The following is a 14,835-nucleotide window of genomic DNA, read 5'->3' as shown; positions in this document are numbered from 1 at the left end:
GCGGGCCCATCCGATCCGGCGGGCCCATCCGATCCGGCGGGCCCATCCGATCCGGCGGGCCCATCCGATCCGGCGGGCCCATCCGATCCGGCGGGCCGAGCCGGTCCGGCGGGCCCATCCGGTCGGCGGCCCGGGGGTCGCCGCCGCGGCCACCGACGCCGCCGCGCTCCTCCAACTCGGCCAGCTGCCGCTCGACCCGGTCCAGGTGCAGGTCGACCTGCCACTCGTCGTAGCCGTTGAAGCGAACCCGGAAGACGACGTCGTGGACCTCCTGGGAGGCCACGGGGGCACCTACCGGCTGACCGTCGAGCGTCGCCTCGACCCGGTCCAGGAAGGCGTCGACCTCGTCGACCTTGTATCCCCGGCGGAGCGCCTTACGCCGGAAACGCTGACCCTGACTCGCCACTATGTCTCCTGGTCTCGTTCGCTACGCCCGGTCACGCAGTCTCCCCGGTCCGGTCGGTGTCCCTGTCGTCGACGGCGGCGGCGAGCTGCCCACACGCTCCGTCGATCTCGCGACCCCGGGTGTCCCGCACCGTCGTCGACACCCCGGCCTCACGCAACCGCCGGACGAACTCCCGCTCGACCGGCTTCGGGCTGGCATCCCACCGGCTGCCCGGAGTCGGATTGAGCGGGATGAGGTTCACGTGGGCCAGCTTCCCGGCCAGCAGCCGCCCGAGCAGATCGGCTCTCCACGGCTGGTCGTTCACGTCCTTGATCATCGCGTACTCGATCGACACGCGACGCCCCGTCGTCGCCGCGTAGTCCCACGCTGCGTCCAGCACCTCGGACACCTTCCAGCGCTGGTTGACCGGCACGAGTTCGTCGCGCAGCTCATCATCGGGGGCGTGCAGCGACAACGCAAGGGTCACCGAGAGGTCTTCGCTGGCCAGCCGGCGGATGGCCGGCACGAGGCCGACCGTGGAGACGGTGATGTGGCGCTGCGACAGCCCCAGCCCCTCCGGCGCCGGGGCGACGAGCCGGCGGATCGCCGCGATCACCCGGGAGTAGTTGGCCAGCGGCTCGCCCATGCCCATGAAGACGACGTGCGACAGGCGGGGCGGTGATCCCGCCACCGCGCCGGAGGCGGCCACGCCGGCCAGGTAGACCGCCTGGTCGACGATCTCCGCGGTGGACAGGTTGCGGGTCAGCCCGGCCTGGCCGGTGGCGCAGAACGGGCAGGCCATGCCGCAGCCGGCCTGGCTGGAGATGCAGACGGTGACCCGGTCCGGGTAGCCCATCAGCACGCTCTCCACCAGCGAGCCGTCATGCAGCCGCCAGAGCGCCTTGCGGGTCGCGCCGTCGTCGCAGGCCAGCTCGCGGACCGGGGTGAGCAGGCGCGGCAGGAGCTGGTCGGCGAGCCTGTCCCGGGCGGCGGCCGGAAGGTCTGTCATCTGCGCCGGATCGCGCACCAGGCGACCGAAGTAGTGGGTGGAGACCTGCTTGGCGCGGAACGCCGGCTCCCCCAGTTCGGCGACCAGCGCGCGGCGGCCGGCGAGGTCGAGGTCGGCGAGGTGACGGGGAGGCATCGCGGGCCGGCGCCCGGGGGCGTCGGGGTCTGCGGGGATCAGGGGCAGGCTCGTCATGGCGGGTCCAGTCTGTCACGCCGGACGGCCGACGCACCTGTCCGGAGGTGCCGAATCGACCCCCACCGCCCGGCCGGGGCCCGCGACGGCCGGTGATTCACGCCTCACTCCAGCACCGGGACGAAGACCGCCAGCAGCAGGTACGCGGTCGGCAGCGCGAAGAGGATCGAGTCGAGCCGGTCCATCAGGCCGCCGTGCCCGGGGAGCAGGTTGCTCATGTCCTTGACCCCGAGGTCCCGCTTGATCATGGATTCGGCGAGGTCACCGAGGACGGCCGCGCCGGAGACCGCCAGCCCGAAGAGCGCGCCCCACCACGGGGCCACGTCGAAGAGCAGCCAGAGCAGCAGGGCGCTGCCCAACGCCGCGGCGGTGACCGAGCCGGCGAAGCCCTCCCAGGACTTCTTCGGGCTCACCGAGGGGGCCATCGGGTGCTTGCCGAAGCTGACGCCGGCGGCGTACCCGCCGGTGTCGGAGAGCACCACCGCGACCAGGGTCACCAGCACCCGCAGGTGGCCGTCGTCCGGCGCCGCCGCCAGCAGCGCGGCGAACCCGCCGAGGAACGGCACGTACACGGCGATCAGGGTGGCCGCGGTCAGGTCGCGCTGGAAGCCGCGCGGCCCGTCGCCGAGCCGCCAGACCATCGTCCCGAGCACGGTGACCAGCAGGCCGAGGCTGAGCGCGTCGGGACCGGCGAACCAGGCCAGCCCGACGGTGAGCACCCCGCCGGCGATCAGGGGCACCAGCGGCGGGTGGGCACCGCTGCGGCGCACCGCCCGGGCCATCTCCCAGATACCGACCGCGACCGCGCCGGCCACCACCACCAGGAAGGCGGGCCGGTAGAAGAACAGCGGGACCACGATCAGGGCGCCGAGGGCCACGCCGACCGCGATGGCGGCCGGCAGGTTGCGCCCGGCCCGGCTCGATGCGGGCTGCTGCGTCGGGGGCCGGTCGGCGCTGGCCCGGCGTCGGCCGCGCTGCCGCCGGCCCGGGGCCCGCGCGGGCTCCGGCTCCGGCTCCGGCTCCGGGTCGCGCACCGGTTCCAGTTGGGTCGTCGGATACTCGGAGTCGTCCGGGTGGTGACCGTTCGTCCCGGCCGGGCGGTCGTACGGGGCACCGTCCGCGCTTCCCGGCTCGGAGTGGGCGTCGACCTGCGGGCGGAGGCGGGTGTGCGGCTCGGCGTACATGTCAGGGGCGACGCCGGGCCGGCGGTGCCACTGGCCGGGCTCCGTCTCGGGCTCCGGCCAGGGCAGGGCGGGGGCGGGACGGTCGGGGCTGTCCCAGCCGCGGGGCTCGGCGCTGCCGTAGGGGTCGAGGTGGGACATCACGCACCGAACGGGCCGGGCACGAGATCCACCGCATGACGCACAACCACAAACATTCCCCTACCCGCGCGACTGTTCCGTCCGGTTGACCCGCCCGACGGCCGGCCGATCCCCACGGTTCACCGCAGGGTGGCCGGGAATCGTGCCGAGCCTACTGCACCCGTCGTGTCCCCACGCCGGACCGTGTCCCGCGCCCGTCCCCGGGCGGCGGGCGCAACGACGGTGGCACCGGACCCCGCCACCCGGGTGCGGGCGGCGGCGCCGGTGCCACGGTGTCGTCGTCGCCGGTGGTGACCGGCGTACGGCCTCAGACCTCGAGAAGCTCGTTCTCCTTGTGCTTCACCAGCTCGTCGACGGCGGCGACGTAGCGCTGGGTCAGGTCGTCGAGCTCCTTCTCCGCCCGCCGGCCGTCGTCCTCGCCGACCTCGCCGTCCTTGACGAGCCGGTCGAGCTCCTCCTTGCCCTTGCGGCGGATGTTGCGGATGGCCACCTTGGCCTCCTCGCCCTTGTGCCGCGCGACCTTGATCATGTCGCGGCGGCGCTCCTCGGTCATCTGCGGGAGCAGGATGCGGAGCTGGTTGCCCTCGTTGTTCGGGTTCGCGCCGAGGTCGGAGTCGCGGATCGCCTTCTCCATGGCGTTGATCTGCGAGTTGTCGTACGGCTTGATGATCACCATGCGCGGCTCGGGCACGCCGATGGACGCCATCTGGGGCAGCGGGGTGGGGCTGCCGTAGTAGTCGATGATGATCTTGGAGAACATGGCGGCGTTGGCGCGACCGGTGCGGATCGCGCCGAACTCCTCCTTGGCGTGCTCGATGGCACGCTCCATCTTCTCCTCGGCCTCGAGGAGGGTGTCGTCGATCACCGGTCTCCTCGCCTCCTTCTTGTGCTCGTCGTGGCTTGTGGTGTCGGAGGAACCGCTGAACGCGGTCGCGAGACCCGCTCAGGCGGTGATCAGGGTGCCGATCTTTTCGCCACCCACGGCCCGGATGATGGTGTCGTCGCCCTGCGCGCCGAAGACCAGCATCGGCAGGCCGTTCTCCATGCACAGGCTGAACGCGGCGGCGTCCGCGACCCGCAGGTTGCGGCGCAGCACCTCGGAGAAGGTGATCGAGTCGAACTTACTGGCGGTCGGGTCGACCCGCGGGTCGGCGGTGTAGACGCCGTCCACGCCGTTCTTGCTCATCAGCACCACGTCGGCGCGGATCTCCAGGGCGCGCTGGGCGGCCACCGTGTCGGTGGAGAAGTACGGCATCCCGGCGCCCGCGCCGAAGATCACCACGCGCCCCTTCTCCAGGTGCCGGATGGCGCGCAGCGGGATGTAGGGCTCGGCGACCTGGGCCATCGTGATCGCGCTCTGCACGCGGGTCTCGACGCTCTCCTTCTCCAGGAAGTCCTGCAGCGCGAGGCAGTTCATCACGGTGCCGAGCATGCCCATGTAGTCGGCACGGGCCCGGTCCATGCCGCGCTTCTGCAGCTCGGCGCCCCGGAAGAAGTTGCCGCCGCCGACCACCACCGAGACCTGCACACCGCGGCGCACCACGGTGGCGATCTGCCGGGCGACGGCCTGCACCACGTCCGGGTCCACGCCGACCGCGCCCCCGCCGAACACCTCGCCGGAGAGCTTCAGCACCACCCGTCGGGCCCGGCCGGGGGGCGGGGCCGTCGGATCGTCCGCCGCCAGACTCCGGTTACTCACAACCTGCGTCATCCGCCCCGCCCTTCCCCATGCGCACGTCCCGTACGCCGCGTACCGCGAAACTGCCGTAGCCGACCCTATGTGACAAGGAGGCCGCGGTGCCTGTCACGTACACCGGCGGCCTCCTCGTCGACGTTTACCCTTCCCGCGGACGCACGACGCGCCCCGGGGCGGCTCAGGCCTGGCCGACCTCGAACCGCACGAAACGGGTGACCTCGATGCCGGCCTCGGTCAGCATCTGCTTCACCGTCTTCTTGTTGTCGGCGACCGACGCCTGCTCGACCAGGACGTAGTCCTTGAAGAAGGCGTTCACCCGACCCTCGACGATCTTCGGCAGGGCCGCCTCGGGCTTGTTCTCCTCGCGGGCGGTCTGCTCGGCGATGCGCCGCTCGGACTCGACGACGTCGGCCGGCACCTCGTCACGGGTGAGGTACTTCGGCCGCATCGCGGCGATCTGCATGGCGACGGCACGCGCGTCGGCGTCGCCGGCCTCGTCGGTCTTGCCCGCGTACTGCACGAGCACGCCGACCGCCGGGGGCAGGTCCTGGCTCTTGCGGTGCAGGTAGACAGCGGTGGTGCCGTCGAGCTTGGCGAACCGGTTGAGGACCAGCTTCTCGCCGATCTTGGCGGACTGCTCCTGAACCAGGTCGGCGACGGTCTTGCCGTCCAGCTCGGTGGCGAGCAGCTCCTCGGCGGTGCCGACGCCGCTGCGCTCGCCGTGCTCGACCAGCCGCTGGGCCAGCTCGATGAAGGCGTCGGTCTTGGCGACGAAGTCGGTCTCGCAGTTGAGCTCGAGCAGCGCCTGGCCGGAGTGGGCGATCAGACCGTTGGCGGCCGTGCGGCCGGCCCGCTTGCCGACGTCCTTGGCGCCCTTGACGCGCAGGATCTCGACGGCCTTGTCGAAGTCGCCCTCGGCCTCGGTCAGCGCCTTCTTGCAGTCCATCATGCCGGCGCCGGTCAGGTCGCGGAGCTTCTTGACGTCCGCGGCGGTGAAGTTGGACATGGCTCTCTCTTCGGTGTTGAGACTGCGGGTGGGTTGGTCCTGGTGCCGGTTACCCGGATCCGGGCGCGACGTGCCCGGCGTACCGGCCGCTTCCCCGCCGTCCGAAAAAACGGACGGCGGGGAAGCGGCGGCGCGTCACTCCGCGGCGGCGGTCGCCGGCTGCTCGGCCGGCTGCCCCTGCTGCTCGTCGGCCTTCTTCGGCTCCTCGAGCAGCTCGCGCTCCCACTCGGCCAGCGGCTCGTCGGAGGCCACACCCGGCTCCGGCTTCTCGTCGGTGCCCCGACGACGGCCGGAGCGGGCGATCAGGCCGTCGGCGACGGCGGCGGCCACGACCTTGGTCAGCAGCTCCGCCGAGCGGATCGCGTCGTCGTTGCCCGGGATCGGGAAGTCGACCTCGTCCGGGTCGCAGTTGGTGTCGAGCACCGCGATCACCGGGATGCCCAGCTTGCGGGCCTCGTCGACGGCGATGTGCTCCTTCTTGGTGTCGACCACCCAGATCGCGGCCGGGAGCTTCTGCATGTCCCGCAGACCGCCGAGGGTGCGGGTCAGCTTGTCCTTCTCGCGGGAGAGCTGCAGGGTCTCCTTCTTGGTGTACCCGGCGGCCGTGCCGCTCAGGTCACCCAGGGCCTCCAGCTCCTTCATCCGCTGCAGCCGCTTGTACACCGTCTGGAAGTTGGTCAGCATGCCGCCGAGCCAGCGGTGGTTGACGTACGGCTGGCCGACCCGGGTCGCCTGCTCGGCGATGGCCTCCTGGGCCTGCTTCTTGGTGCCGACGAAGAGGATGCTGCCACCCTCGGCGACGGTCCCGCGCACGAAGTCGTAGGCCTTCTCGATGTAGTCGAGGGTCTGGCGCAGGTCGATGATGTAGATACCGTTGCGCTCGGTGAAGATGAAGCGCTTCATCTTCGGGTTCCAGCGCCGGGTCTGGTGCCCGAAGTGGACACCGCTCTCCAGCAGCTGGCGCATGGTCACGACGGCCATGGTGGGGTACTCCTTGCGTCCCTGGTTGTCCCGCCCGGCCGGCGGCCGGGCGTCCTGGCGCCCGGTCGCCGGCCATGACGGGCCCGACCAAGATCGGGACCAGGGAGGCCGTCGCCCCACGACGGCTCGTGGAGAGGGCGCGCGAGGTCGACCGCACGAGGCGGTCGCCAGTCGACCAGTGTACGCCCCTTCCCCACCGCCACCGCCGCGGGTGGCGGGAAGGGGTCAGAACGCCCATTTCCGGCACCCCGCACCCTCATCGCCGGCGCTCGCCGGGCGACCGCGCTCGGGACGGCGGCAGGCCGTGGGGTGGCGGCCCGCCGTACTCGGCGAGACGCTCACCCACGACGGCGTGTCCCGGAGCGTGGATCGCCGGCTCGGGCCGGCGTCAGCCGACCGCGAGGGCGGCGGCGACGAACAGCACCAGGCCCACGGTCAGGTAGGCCGTCGGCGGGCGCAGCCAGCCCCGGCCCCCCTCCGCCAGCGACAACCCGCCGGTACGCAGCCCGTACAGGCCGATCGCGAAGACCGGCAGGCCGCAGACCAGGAAGGTGCCCGCCACGACGTCGGCGGCCGAGAGCGGGTCGCCGGTCACGCCGCTGAGCAGCACCCGCAGCGCGGGGACCTCGAACACCGCGACCAGCAGGGTGAAGAGCGCGGCCAGCGCGGGCCGGCGGGTCCGGTAGACCCCGTCGCCCGCCGGCGGGGACGGGTGCGGGCCGACCACCGGCGGATAGACCGGCACCTCCCCGGGCGGCATGTCGCCACGGGGGCCGATCGGCGGCATCGGGCCGGTCGGCATCTCCAGCGGGTTCGGCGTCCCGACCGCCGACTGGGGCGCGACGACCGGCGACTCCGGCGGGTTCGCGGACTCGGCACCCCGATGGGGCTCGACGATCGGATAGCCGCCCAGCGGGGCCGGGCGGGTCGGCTCGTCGGCCCGCTCGACCGGACCCGCACCGGCCAGCGCGTCGACGCCCGACGTCGAGACCGCCTCCCGCGACTCCCTCGCCTCCCGCGCCGCGCGCCGACCCGGCCGGTCGGCCGGCAGCTCGCCGGAGACCTCCGGGTCCGGCTCGGCGCGCCGGGCGCGGCTCGCCCGGTATCCCTCGGTCTCCGCCCGATCGTCCCCGAGCGACGGCACCGCGACGAACCGCCCCAAGTCACTCTCGGCGCCGCCGAACCGCCCGGACGCCGGCTCGACCGCCGCGAAACGACCCGAATCCGGCTCGACCGCCGCGAAACGACCCGAGTCCGGCTCGACCGCCGCGAAGCGACCCGAATCCGGCTCGACCGCCGCGAAGCGACCCGAATCCGGCTCAACCGCCGCGAAGCGCCCGGAATCCGGGTTGGTCACTGCGAAGCGACCCGAGTCCTCCGGGCCACCGAAGCGGGCCCGGTCGGCATCGACGGCGCCGAAGCGTCCGGAGGCGGGCTCATTCGTCGTACCGAAGCGGCCCGGCTCACCGCGCCGGCCGGTCGCGGCCTCGCCGTGGCGGCCGTCCTCCGCGGCGCGGCGCTGCTCGGGGGTGCTCAGGTCGTCGTCCCGGTGCCGGGTCTCGGCCGGTCCGCGCCAGTCCGGCTCCCCGTAGCCACGGTCGCGGTCTGCGGGATACCAGCGCGACTCCTGATCTTCGGCAAAGCTCCGTCGTCCGTCCACGTTCGGCACCGTATGCGACGGGCTCCACGGGCGCCATTCGCCCCTCGGGCACCCGCGGCAGCCGAGCGGCCGGGCTCCGCAGGACGACGGTCCAGGGGGCAGTGCGACGGCGCTCAGGGGCGGGAACCCTCAAGCCGGTCCAGCTCCGCGGCGAGCTGCGCGCGCAGCTCGCCGTGTGAGGACCCGAGGGCGTACGCCGGATCACGCCACACCTGCGTCGGATAGCGGTAGACCGGTCCCTGCCGCAGCTCGGCCGGCTCCCAGTCGTACCGGGGGCGCACGTGCGCGTGCAGGAAGGCGTCGAGGTTGCCGAGGATCTCGTAGTTGATCCGCCGGAAGCCCGGGTCCCGGCGGGCGCAGACCCGGGCCACCGCCTCGCCGAGCAGGTCCATGTCCGCCAGGAACGCCAGTCGCCGGCCCCTGGGCAGGTCGGTCAGCCGGTCGACCGACGGGTCATCCGTGATCAGCACGCAGTATCCCGGGAGGTGCTGGTTGTCGCCGATCACGGCGAACCCGGCGGAGAGCCGGCGGAGGACGGTGGGATTCTCGCCACGCAGGGCCGCGCGGACCCGGTCACTCCGCCAGTCGACGCCCATCCGGCGCACACTAGCGGACGGCCGGGTGTCCGAGGGTCGGTCCACATAGCACAGCACGGGCATGATCGTCCGCTCGTCCACAACCCGTCCGCCTGTCCACAGGTCGGCGACGCGGGGCGGCGGAAGCCGCCCGGGCCGGGCACGGTGCCGGGCATGACGAAGCGGAACCAGGCGGTCGGCGCGTACGGCGAGCGGTGCGCCGTCCGGCACCTGATCGGGGCGGGGCTGCGCCCCGTCGCCCGGAATTGGCGCTGCCCGGCCGGGGAGATCGACATCATCGCCTGGGACGGGCCGGTGCTCGCCTTCTGCGAGGTGAAGACCCGCCGCTCGGACGAGTTCGGCCCGCCGGCCGAGGCCGTCGTACCGGCCAAGGCCCGCCGGTTGCGCGGGCTCGCCGCCCGGTGGCTGGCCGACACCGGCACCACCGCGGACGAGGTGCGCTTCGACGTGATCTCAGTACGCCTCACCGGCGCCGGCGCCGCCCGGGTCGAGCACCTCAAGGGCGCGTTCTGAGATGGCCGGACGCAGCGGACGGATCTCCGATGGCCTGGGGCGGGTGGCGGCGTGAGCTACGCGAAGGTGCTCTGCGTGGGCCTGGTCGGCGTCACCGGCCACCTGGTGGAGGTCGAGGCCGACCTGGCGGCCGGTCTGCCGGCCGTCGTCATCTCGGGGCTGCCGGACACCGCCCTGCACGAGGCCCGGGACCGGGTCCGCGCGGCGGTGGTCAACTCCGGGCAGCGGTGGCCCAACCGCCGGATCACGCTCAACCTGCTGCCCGCCGACCTGCCCAAGTTCGGCTCGGCGTTCGACCTGGCGATCGCGGTGGCCCTGATGGGCGGCTCGGGCGAGCTGCCGCTGCTGCCGCTGGAGCGCGTGGCGGTCCTCGGCGAGTTGGGCCTCGACGGCACCGTCCGACCGGTGCGCGGCGTACTGCCGATGGTCGCCGCGGCCGCCCGGGCCGGCGTCGAGCGGGTGATCGTCCCGGCCGACAACGCCGCCGAGGCGGCGGTCGTCCCCGGGGTCCGGGTCCGGGCGGTCGACACGCTGCACCGGCTGGTCAGCTTCGTCCGTGACGGCACGCCCCTGATCGAGCCGGAGGCGGGCGGCCCGGCACCGGCCGGCGACGGCCCCGACCTGGCCGAGGTCGCCGGGCAGGGGCTGGGCCGGCGGGCGCTGGAGGTGGCCGCGGCGGGCGGGCACCACCTGGCGCTGCTCGGGCCGCCGGGCGCCGGCAAGACCATGCTCGCCGAGCGCCTCCCGTCGATCCTGCCCGAGCTGGACGACGAGGCCGCGCTGGAGGTCACCGCCCTGCACTCGATCGCCGGGCTGCTCCCTTCGGGCGGCCGGTTGCTGCGTCGCCCGCCGTTCCAGGCGCCGCACCACACGGCGACGGTGCCGTCCCTGGTCGGCGGCGGTTCGGGGTTGGCGCGTCCCGGCGCGATCTCGCTCGCCCACCGCGGGGTGCTCTTCCTCGACGAGGCGCCCGAGTTCAGCCGGGGCGCGCTGGAGGCGCTGCGCCAGCCGCTGGAGAACGGCCGGGTCCGGCTGGCCCGCAGCCGCGGCGGTGCCGAATACCCGGCCCGTACGCAACTCGTGCTTGCGGCCAACCCGTGCCCGTGCGCCAAACCGGCCGGGGACGCGTACTGCGAGTGCCCGCCGCAGGCCCGCCGGCGCTATCTCAGCCGGCTCTCCGGTCCCCTGCTGGACCGGATCGACGTGCAGGTGAAGCTGCCACCCGTCCGGGCGGCGGAGCTGATGGAGGCCACCGTGGACAGCGAGTCGTCGGCCACCGTCGCCCGGCGGGTGGCAGCCGCCCGGGAGGCCGCAGCCGCACGCTGGGCGGTCCTCGGCCGCCGGCTCAACGCGGAGATACCCGGGCCGTACCTGCGTCGACCGCCCTGGCGACTGCCCGGGCCCGACACCGCCGAGCTGCGGGCGCGACTGGACTCCGGGTCGCTCTCCGCCCGGGGCTTCGACCGGATCATCCGCCTGGCCTGGACGGTCGCGGACCTCGACGGCCGGGACCGGCCCGACCGGGAGGACGTCCGGGAGGCCATTCAACTGCGAACGGGGGACGGCACGTGAGCACCGACGAGGAGACGCTGGCCCGGGTGGCGCTGACCTGGCTCGCCGAGCCGGGCACCCGGTCGGTGCACCGACTGGTCGACCGGCTCGGCGCGGCGGCCACACTCGACCTGCTGCTCGACGGGGGCGCGCCGGACGAGACGTTGCGGGCGACGGTGGCGGCGCGCACCGCCGCCGGGGACGCCCGGGCGGTCGCGGCCGAGGCGCTGGCCCGCGGGGACCGGCTCGGGGCCCGGATCGTGGTCCCCGGCGACGACGAGTGGCCCGACCGGATCGACCAGTTGCGCGGGCTGCGGCTGCCCGGCGCGTACCGCCGGGTGGACACCGAGACCGCGCCGCCGCTCTGCTTCTGGGTACGCGGCTCGTGGCCGCTCGCGGAGGCGCTCGACCGCTCCGTCGCGGTCGTCGGCGCCCGGGCCGCCACCGGGTACGGCACGCACGTCGCCACCGAACTCGGCTACGGGCTCGCCGACCGGGACTGGACCGTCGTCTCCGGTGGCGCCTTCGGCATCGACGCGGCGGCCCACCGGGGCGCGCTCAACGCCGGGGGCATCACGGTGGCCGTGCTCGCCTGCGGCGTGGACCGTCCCTACCCGATGGGCAACGCGGCGCTGTTCGACCGGATCGCCGACACCGGGCTGCTGGTCAGCGAGTGGATCCCGGGGGCCGACCCGCTGCGTCCCCGGTTCCTCATCCGCAACCGGGTGATCGCGGCGGGGACCCTCGGCACCGTGCTGGTGGAGGCGGCGGCGCGCAGCGGCGCCACCCAGACCACGCACCGGGCACTCGCCCTGACGAAACCGGGGATGGTGGTGCCGGGCCCGGTCACGTCGGCGATGTCGGTGGGCACGCACGAGCTGCTGCGCGAGTACCCGAAGGCCCGGCTGGTGACCGGGGTCGCCCAGGTGCTGGAGGAGGTCGGGCGGATCGGCGAGCTGGCGCCGGTGCCGCGCGGCCCGCAGCGGCCGGTCGACCAGCTCGACGACGACGCCAGGTCGATCGTCGAGGCGCTGCCCCGCCGGGGCGCCGTGGGGGTGGACGTCCTCGCCGCCCGGGCCGGCGTCGCCGTCCGCACCGCCCTGCGGAAACTGTCGATGCTGGAGGAGCTGGCCCTGGTGGTCCACCGCGCGGACGGATACGCCCTCGCGCCGCCGGCCGGCGCGGGTCGGGTCGGGCAGGGGCGGCGCGGTAACGACCAGCCGCCGCACGCAGGCGGGCGGACGGGCGAGGAGGCCCGACGCTGAGCGGGCCGCCAGCCCGGTCAGTCCCCCTCGAAGCGGATCTCCATCTCGCGGTCCGGCCGGCAGTGCCGCGCCAACAGGTCCAGGCGGCGCACGTGCGTCACCTCGGGCGTCGTCCGGGCCACCTCGGCGAGGCAACGCAGTTCGGTGAGGAGCTGCGCTGCCTGGTCGGCGGGGACCACCAGCTGACCGACGGGGTCGACCCGGTCCAGCATCGGGGTACGCCCGGTGCCGCGGACCCGCTCGACGAGATCCAGCAGCACGTCGTCGGGATCGGGCAGCACCTCGGCCGGCACGAGGCGGCGCCGGCCCGAGCCCGCCCCGACCACCCGGTAGAGGACGACGTCGACCCCCATGCCCGGTCCCCCTTCGTCGAGCACCCTCCGTCGCGTCGCGACGACGACGTGCGCTCACCCGTTGGTACGCCAAGTCTGCGCGCACCGGCCGCGGTAATCCATCACCCCGCCCGAACGACTGGGACGGCAGCTGCTTCCATCGGGGCCACGCCGGCTTCCGCCCCGGGGTCGGAGCGGTCCCGGCTCGGTCGGTCCGGCCGGTCGCACACCCGCCCTGCGGCCCGGCGCCCGGCCGGGGCGGGTGGACCGGGCACGTGGTCGCCGGGTCCCGCCGACCGTAGGCTGGCGCTGTGCCAGAGGATCCACCACCGGCGGCCTGCACGAGGGTCGCGCCCCGCCGCCCACGATGCCGGCGGCCGGCCACGGGGAGCGGAACTGTTCGCCGGGGGCGCCGACGGTGGCGGCGAAGCGGGGCGTCGCGGTGAGCCGAGAGCCGGCCGGCACCAGGGCGACGCACGAGACGCTCCCGTCGGCGATGCGCGAGGCGGTGGACGAATTCGCCGGGCACCTGGCCGGGGTGCGCAACCGGTCCGCGCACACGGTCCGGGCGTACGTCGGCGACGTGGTGTCGCTGCTGGACCACGCGCGCCGGATGGGCTGCGCCGAACTTGCGGAACTCGACCTGACGGTGCTGCGCAGCTGGCTGGCGAAGCAACGGACGATGGGCGCCGCGCGGACGTCGCTCGCCCGCCGGGCGGCCTCGGCACGGACTTTCAGCGCCTGGGCGCACCGGTCCGGGCGGCTCCCCACCGACGTGGCGGGTGCGCTGGCCAGCCCCCGCGCCCACCGGGACCTGCCGTCCGTTCTCCGTGCCGACCAGGCCGCCGCGCTGGTCGAGGCGCCCGGCCGGTCCGCCCCGGGCGCGCCGACGACGCCGGACACCGTCGCCGGGTCACGGCCCCGAGTCCTGGCGCCGGGCGGACGCCTGACCGCTCCGGGCAGTGCTTCCGGGCCGACGGAGACGGACCCGGCGGACGGAGACGCGGCGGCGCACACGGCGGACGGCACCGCCAAGGCCGGCGCCGCGAGCGGGGCCACGGCGGAAGGTACCACCGAGGCCATGGTGCTGCGGGACAGAGCGCTGCTGGAGCTGCTCTACGGCACGGGCGTACGGATCAGCGAGGCGTGCGGCCTCGACACCGCCGACGTCGACCACGCGCGGCGGGTCGTGCGGGTGTTCGGCAAGGGCGGCCGGGAGCGTGCGGTCCCGTACGGGGTGCCGGCGCAGCGGGCGCTCGACGAGTGGCTGCGGCACGGCCGCCCCGCACTGGCCGGGCCGCACTCCCGGGAGGCGCTGCTGCTCGGCGCCCGCGGCGGGCGGCTCAACCCGACGACGGCCCGACGGATCGTCAGCGGGTACGCCGAGGCCGCCGGGCTGCCCCCGGTCAGCCCACACGGGCTGCGGCACTCGGCGGCGACCCACCTGCTGGAGGGCGGTGCGGACCTGCGGGCGGTGCAGGAGCTGCTGGGGCACTCGTCCCTCGCGAGCACGCAGATCTACACCCACGTGTCGGTGGAGCGGCTCCGCGCCGCCTACCGCCAGGCCCACCCCCGCGCCTGACCGGTGGGAGGGAGCCGGACGGCCATGCCCGACCGTCGCGGTCATGGCCCGGCCGTTGGGGCCGCCGAGATGCTGGCCGGTGTGATCGCCTGGCGGATGCGGGTCGCCGGCGTCGACTCTCAGGAGCGGCGCGGCGACGAGCCCGGGCCGTCCGGGGCAGAGCCGCGGAGCAGCACATGCGGCGGCCGGCCCAGGTCCAGACACATCCGCACGTCGTCGTAGCGCTCGTCGCCCACCTCGATGACGTTCGGCAGCCGGCCCCATTCGCGGAACCCGAGCCGCTCGTAGAGCTCGATGGCTCCGTGGTTGTTGCCGCGTACGCCCAGCGCGAGGGTCTCGATGCCGGCCTTGCGGGCGTCGTCGACGAGCGCCCCGGTGACCAGCCTGCCGATGCCTCGGCCGCGGGCAGCCGGGTGCGCGGTGATCTTCTCCAGGTCGGCGTAGTGGGCGAAGATCGGCTTCGGGCCGCGCCGCCACAGCCCGGTGCCCACGACCCGGGAGTCGAGCACGGCGAGGACCAGCGCGGCGTCGCCGGCCCCGACCAGGCTCAGCACCCCGTCCAGCCAGGCGTCGGTCTCGGCGCGGCCGGGCGGGACCGCGTACCCGATCGCGCCACCATGCTCGGCCACCGCGTGCAGCACCCGGTGCACGTCGGCGCGGAGCTGTCGGTCGGCGGCGGTCGGCCAGCGCAGTTCGACGTGGGTGTCCACGATCCGCAATTCTGCGGGATCGAGCGGGGTCGACC

15 protein-coding genes are annotated in these 14,835 nt (G+C 74.5%); 4 read left to right on the top strand and 11 right to left on the bottom strand.

Annotated elements, in window-relative coordinates; translation table 11 throughout:
* From ACZ6O2_RS00875 to ACZ6O2_RS00835, 9 genes are all read right to left on the bottom strand, one after another.
* Positions 1 to 406 (bottom strand): DivIVA domain-containing protein (locus ACZ6O2_RS00875; protein WP_466021559.1); only part of this gene is annotated, 406 nt, incomplete at its 3' end.
* Positions 407 to 437: 31 nt separating this feature from the next.
* Positions 438 to 1,586: a dual-specificity RNA methyltransferase RlmN gene (gene rlmN / locus ACZ6O2_RS00870; RefSeq protein WP_350704902.1), complete on the bottom strand. Its 1,149-nt coding sequence runs from the start codon at positions 1,584 to 1,586 to the stop codon at positions 438 to 440.
* Positions 1,587 to 1,690: 104 nt separating this feature from the next.
* A complete protein-coding gene (locus ACZ6O2_RS00865) occupies positions 1,691 to 2,908 on the bottom strand; it encodes a phosphatidate cytidylyltransferase (protein WP_466021558.1) in 1,218 nt (405 codons plus the stop codon).
* A 307-nt stretch (positions 2,909 to 3,215) separates the two neighbouring features.
* Positions 3,216 to 3,773: a ribosome recycling factor gene (frr, locus tag ACZ6O2_RS00860; protein ID WP_091096739.1), complete on the bottom strand. Its 558-nt coding sequence runs from the start codon at positions 3,771 to 3,773 to the stop codon at positions 3,216 to 3,218.
* A 78-nt stretch (positions 3,774 to 3,851) separates the two neighbouring features.
* Positions 3,852 to 4,619 carry a UMP kinase gene (gene pyrH, locus ACZ6O2_RS00855; RefSeq protein ID WP_350704898.1) on the bottom strand — a complete coding sequence of 256 codons (768 nt, stop codon included), beginning with the start codon at positions 4,617 to 4,619 and terminating at the stop codon, positions 3,852 to 3,854.
* Between the two features lie 163 nt (positions 4,620 to 4,782).
* Positions 4,783 to 5,610 (bottom strand): translation elongation factor Ts, encoded by an 828-nt coding sequence (gene tsf, locus ACZ6O2_RS00850; protein WP_350704896.1) that lies wholly within the window; start codon positions 5,608 to 5,610, stop codon positions 4,783 to 4,785.
* A gap of 135 nt (positions 5,611 to 5,745) precedes the next feature.
* Entirely contained in the window at positions 5,746 to 6,591 is an 846-nt protein-coding gene (rpsB, locus tag ACZ6O2_RS00845) for a 30S ribosomal protein S2 (RefSeq protein WP_350704894.1), read from the bottom strand.
* A gap of 388 nt (positions 6,592 to 6,979) precedes the next feature.
* A complete protein-coding gene (locus ACZ6O2_RS00840; RefSeq protein ID WP_466021557.1) occupies positions 6,980 to 8,251 on the bottom strand; it encodes a hypothetical protein in 1,272 nt (423 codons plus the stop codon).
* Between the two features lie 113 nt (positions 8,252 to 8,364).
* On the bottom strand, positions 8,365 to 8,847 hold the full coding sequence (locus ACZ6O2_RS00835; protein ID WP_466021556.1) for a diadenosine tetraphosphate hydrolase: 483 nt from the start codon (positions 8,845 to 8,847) through the stop codon (positions 8,365 to 8,367).
* Positions 8,848 to 9,000: 153 nt separating this feature from the next.
* Here ACZ6O2_RS00835 and ACZ6O2_RS00830 point away from each other — a divergent pair, with 153 nt between their 5' ends.
* Genes ACZ6O2_RS00830 through ACZ6O2_RS00820 form a run of 3 tightly spaced genes read left to right on the top strand, consistent with a single transcriptional unit; the run spans position 9,001 to position 12,176 of the window.
* A complete protein-coding gene (locus ACZ6O2_RS00830) occupies positions 9,001 to 9,360 on the top strand; it encodes a YraN family protein (protein ID WP_350704888.1) in 360 nt (119 codons plus the stop codon).
* Positions 9,361 to 9,411: 51 nt separating this feature from the next.
* Positions 9,412 to 10,932, top strand: a complete 1,521-nt coding sequence (locus ACZ6O2_RS00825) for a YifB family Mg chelatase-like AAA ATPase (RefSeq protein WP_350704886.1) — start codon at positions 9,412 to 9,414, stop codon at positions 10,930 to 10,932.
* Positions 10,929 to 12,176 carry a DNA-processing protein DprA gene (locus ACZ6O2_RS00820; protein ID WP_466021555.1) on the top strand — a complete coding sequence of 416 codons (1,248 nt, stop codon included), beginning with the start codon at positions 10,929 to 10,931 and terminating at the stop codon, positions 12,174 to 12,176. The genes ACZ6O2_RS00825 and ACZ6O2_RS00820 overlap by 4 nt, the downstream gene beginning before the upstream one ends.
* Positions 12,177 to 12,193: 17 nt before the next feature.
* On the opposite strand, the gene ACZ6O2_RS00815 is transcribed toward ACZ6O2_RS00820, so the two are convergent.
* Positions 12,194 to 12,529: a hypothetical protein gene (locus tag ACZ6O2_RS00815; protein WP_466021554.1), complete on the bottom strand. Its 336-nt coding sequence runs from the start codon at positions 12,527 to 12,529 to the stop codon at positions 12,194 to 12,196.
* 475 nt (positions 12,530 to 13,004) lie between these two features.
* Here ACZ6O2_RS00815 and ACZ6O2_RS00810 point away from each other — a divergent pair, with 475 nt between their 5' ends.
* Entirely contained in the window at positions 13,005 to 14,090 is a 1,086-nt protein-coding gene (locus tag ACZ6O2_RS00810) for a tyrosine recombinase XerC (RefSeq protein WP_466021705.1), read from the top strand.
* Positions 14,091 to 14,209: 119 nt separating this feature from the next.
* On the opposite strand, the gene ACZ6O2_RS00805 is transcribed toward ACZ6O2_RS00810, so the two are convergent.
* The gene (locus ACZ6O2_RS00805) at positions 14,210 to 14,800 is read right to left on the bottom strand and encodes a GNAT family N-acetyltransferase (protein WP_350704880.1); all 591 of its coding nucleotides are present in this window, start codon (positions 14,798 to 14,800) and stop codon (positions 14,210 to 14,212) included.
* Positions 14,801 to 14,835: the final 35 nt, after the last annotated feature.

It is taken from the genome of Micromonospora sp. NPDC048040, from assembly GCF_055587185.1.
This window is presented reverse-complemented; position numbering and strand designations above follow the sequence as displayed.

Bases quoted from the DNA above. Each gene is read 5' to 3' on its own strand.
- rlmN (WP_350704902.1), bottom strand. From the start codon at position 1,586: ATGACGAGCCTGCCCCTGATCCCCGCAGACCCCGACGCCCCCGGGCGC.
- rpsB (WP_350704894.1), bottom strand. From the start codon at position 6,591: ATGGCCGTCGTGACCATGCGCCAGCTGCTGGAGAGCGGTGTCCACTTC.
- tsf (WP_350704896.1), bottom strand. From the start codon at position 5,610: ATGTCCAACTTCACCGCCGCGGACGTCAAGAAGCTCCGCGACCTGACC.
- ACZ6O2_RS00815 (WP_466021554.1), bottom strand. From the start codon at position 12,529: ATGGGGGTCGACGTCGTCCTCTACCGGGTGGTCGGGGCGGGCTCGGGC.
- ACZ6O2_RS00830 (WP_350704888.1), top strand. From the start codon at position 9,001: ATGACGAAGCGGAACCAGGCGGTCGGCGCGTACGGCGAGCGGTGCGCC.
- ACZ6O2_RS00865 (WP_466021558.1), bottom strand. From the start codon at position 2,908: ATGTCCCACCTCGACCCCTACGGCAGCGCCGAGCCCCGCGGCTGGGAC.
- pyrH (WP_350704898.1), bottom strand. From the start codon at position 4,619: ATGACGCAGGTTGTGAGTAACCGGAGTCTGGCGGCGGACGATCCGACG.
- ACZ6O2_RS00835 (WP_466021556.1), bottom strand. From the start codon at position 8,847: ATGGGCGTCGACTGGCGGAGTGACCGGGTCCGCGCGGCCCTGCGTGGC.
- ACZ6O2_RS00810 (WP_466021705.1), top strand. From the start codon at position 13,005: ATGCGCGAGGCGGTGGACGAATTCGCCGGGCACCTGGCCGGGGTGCGC.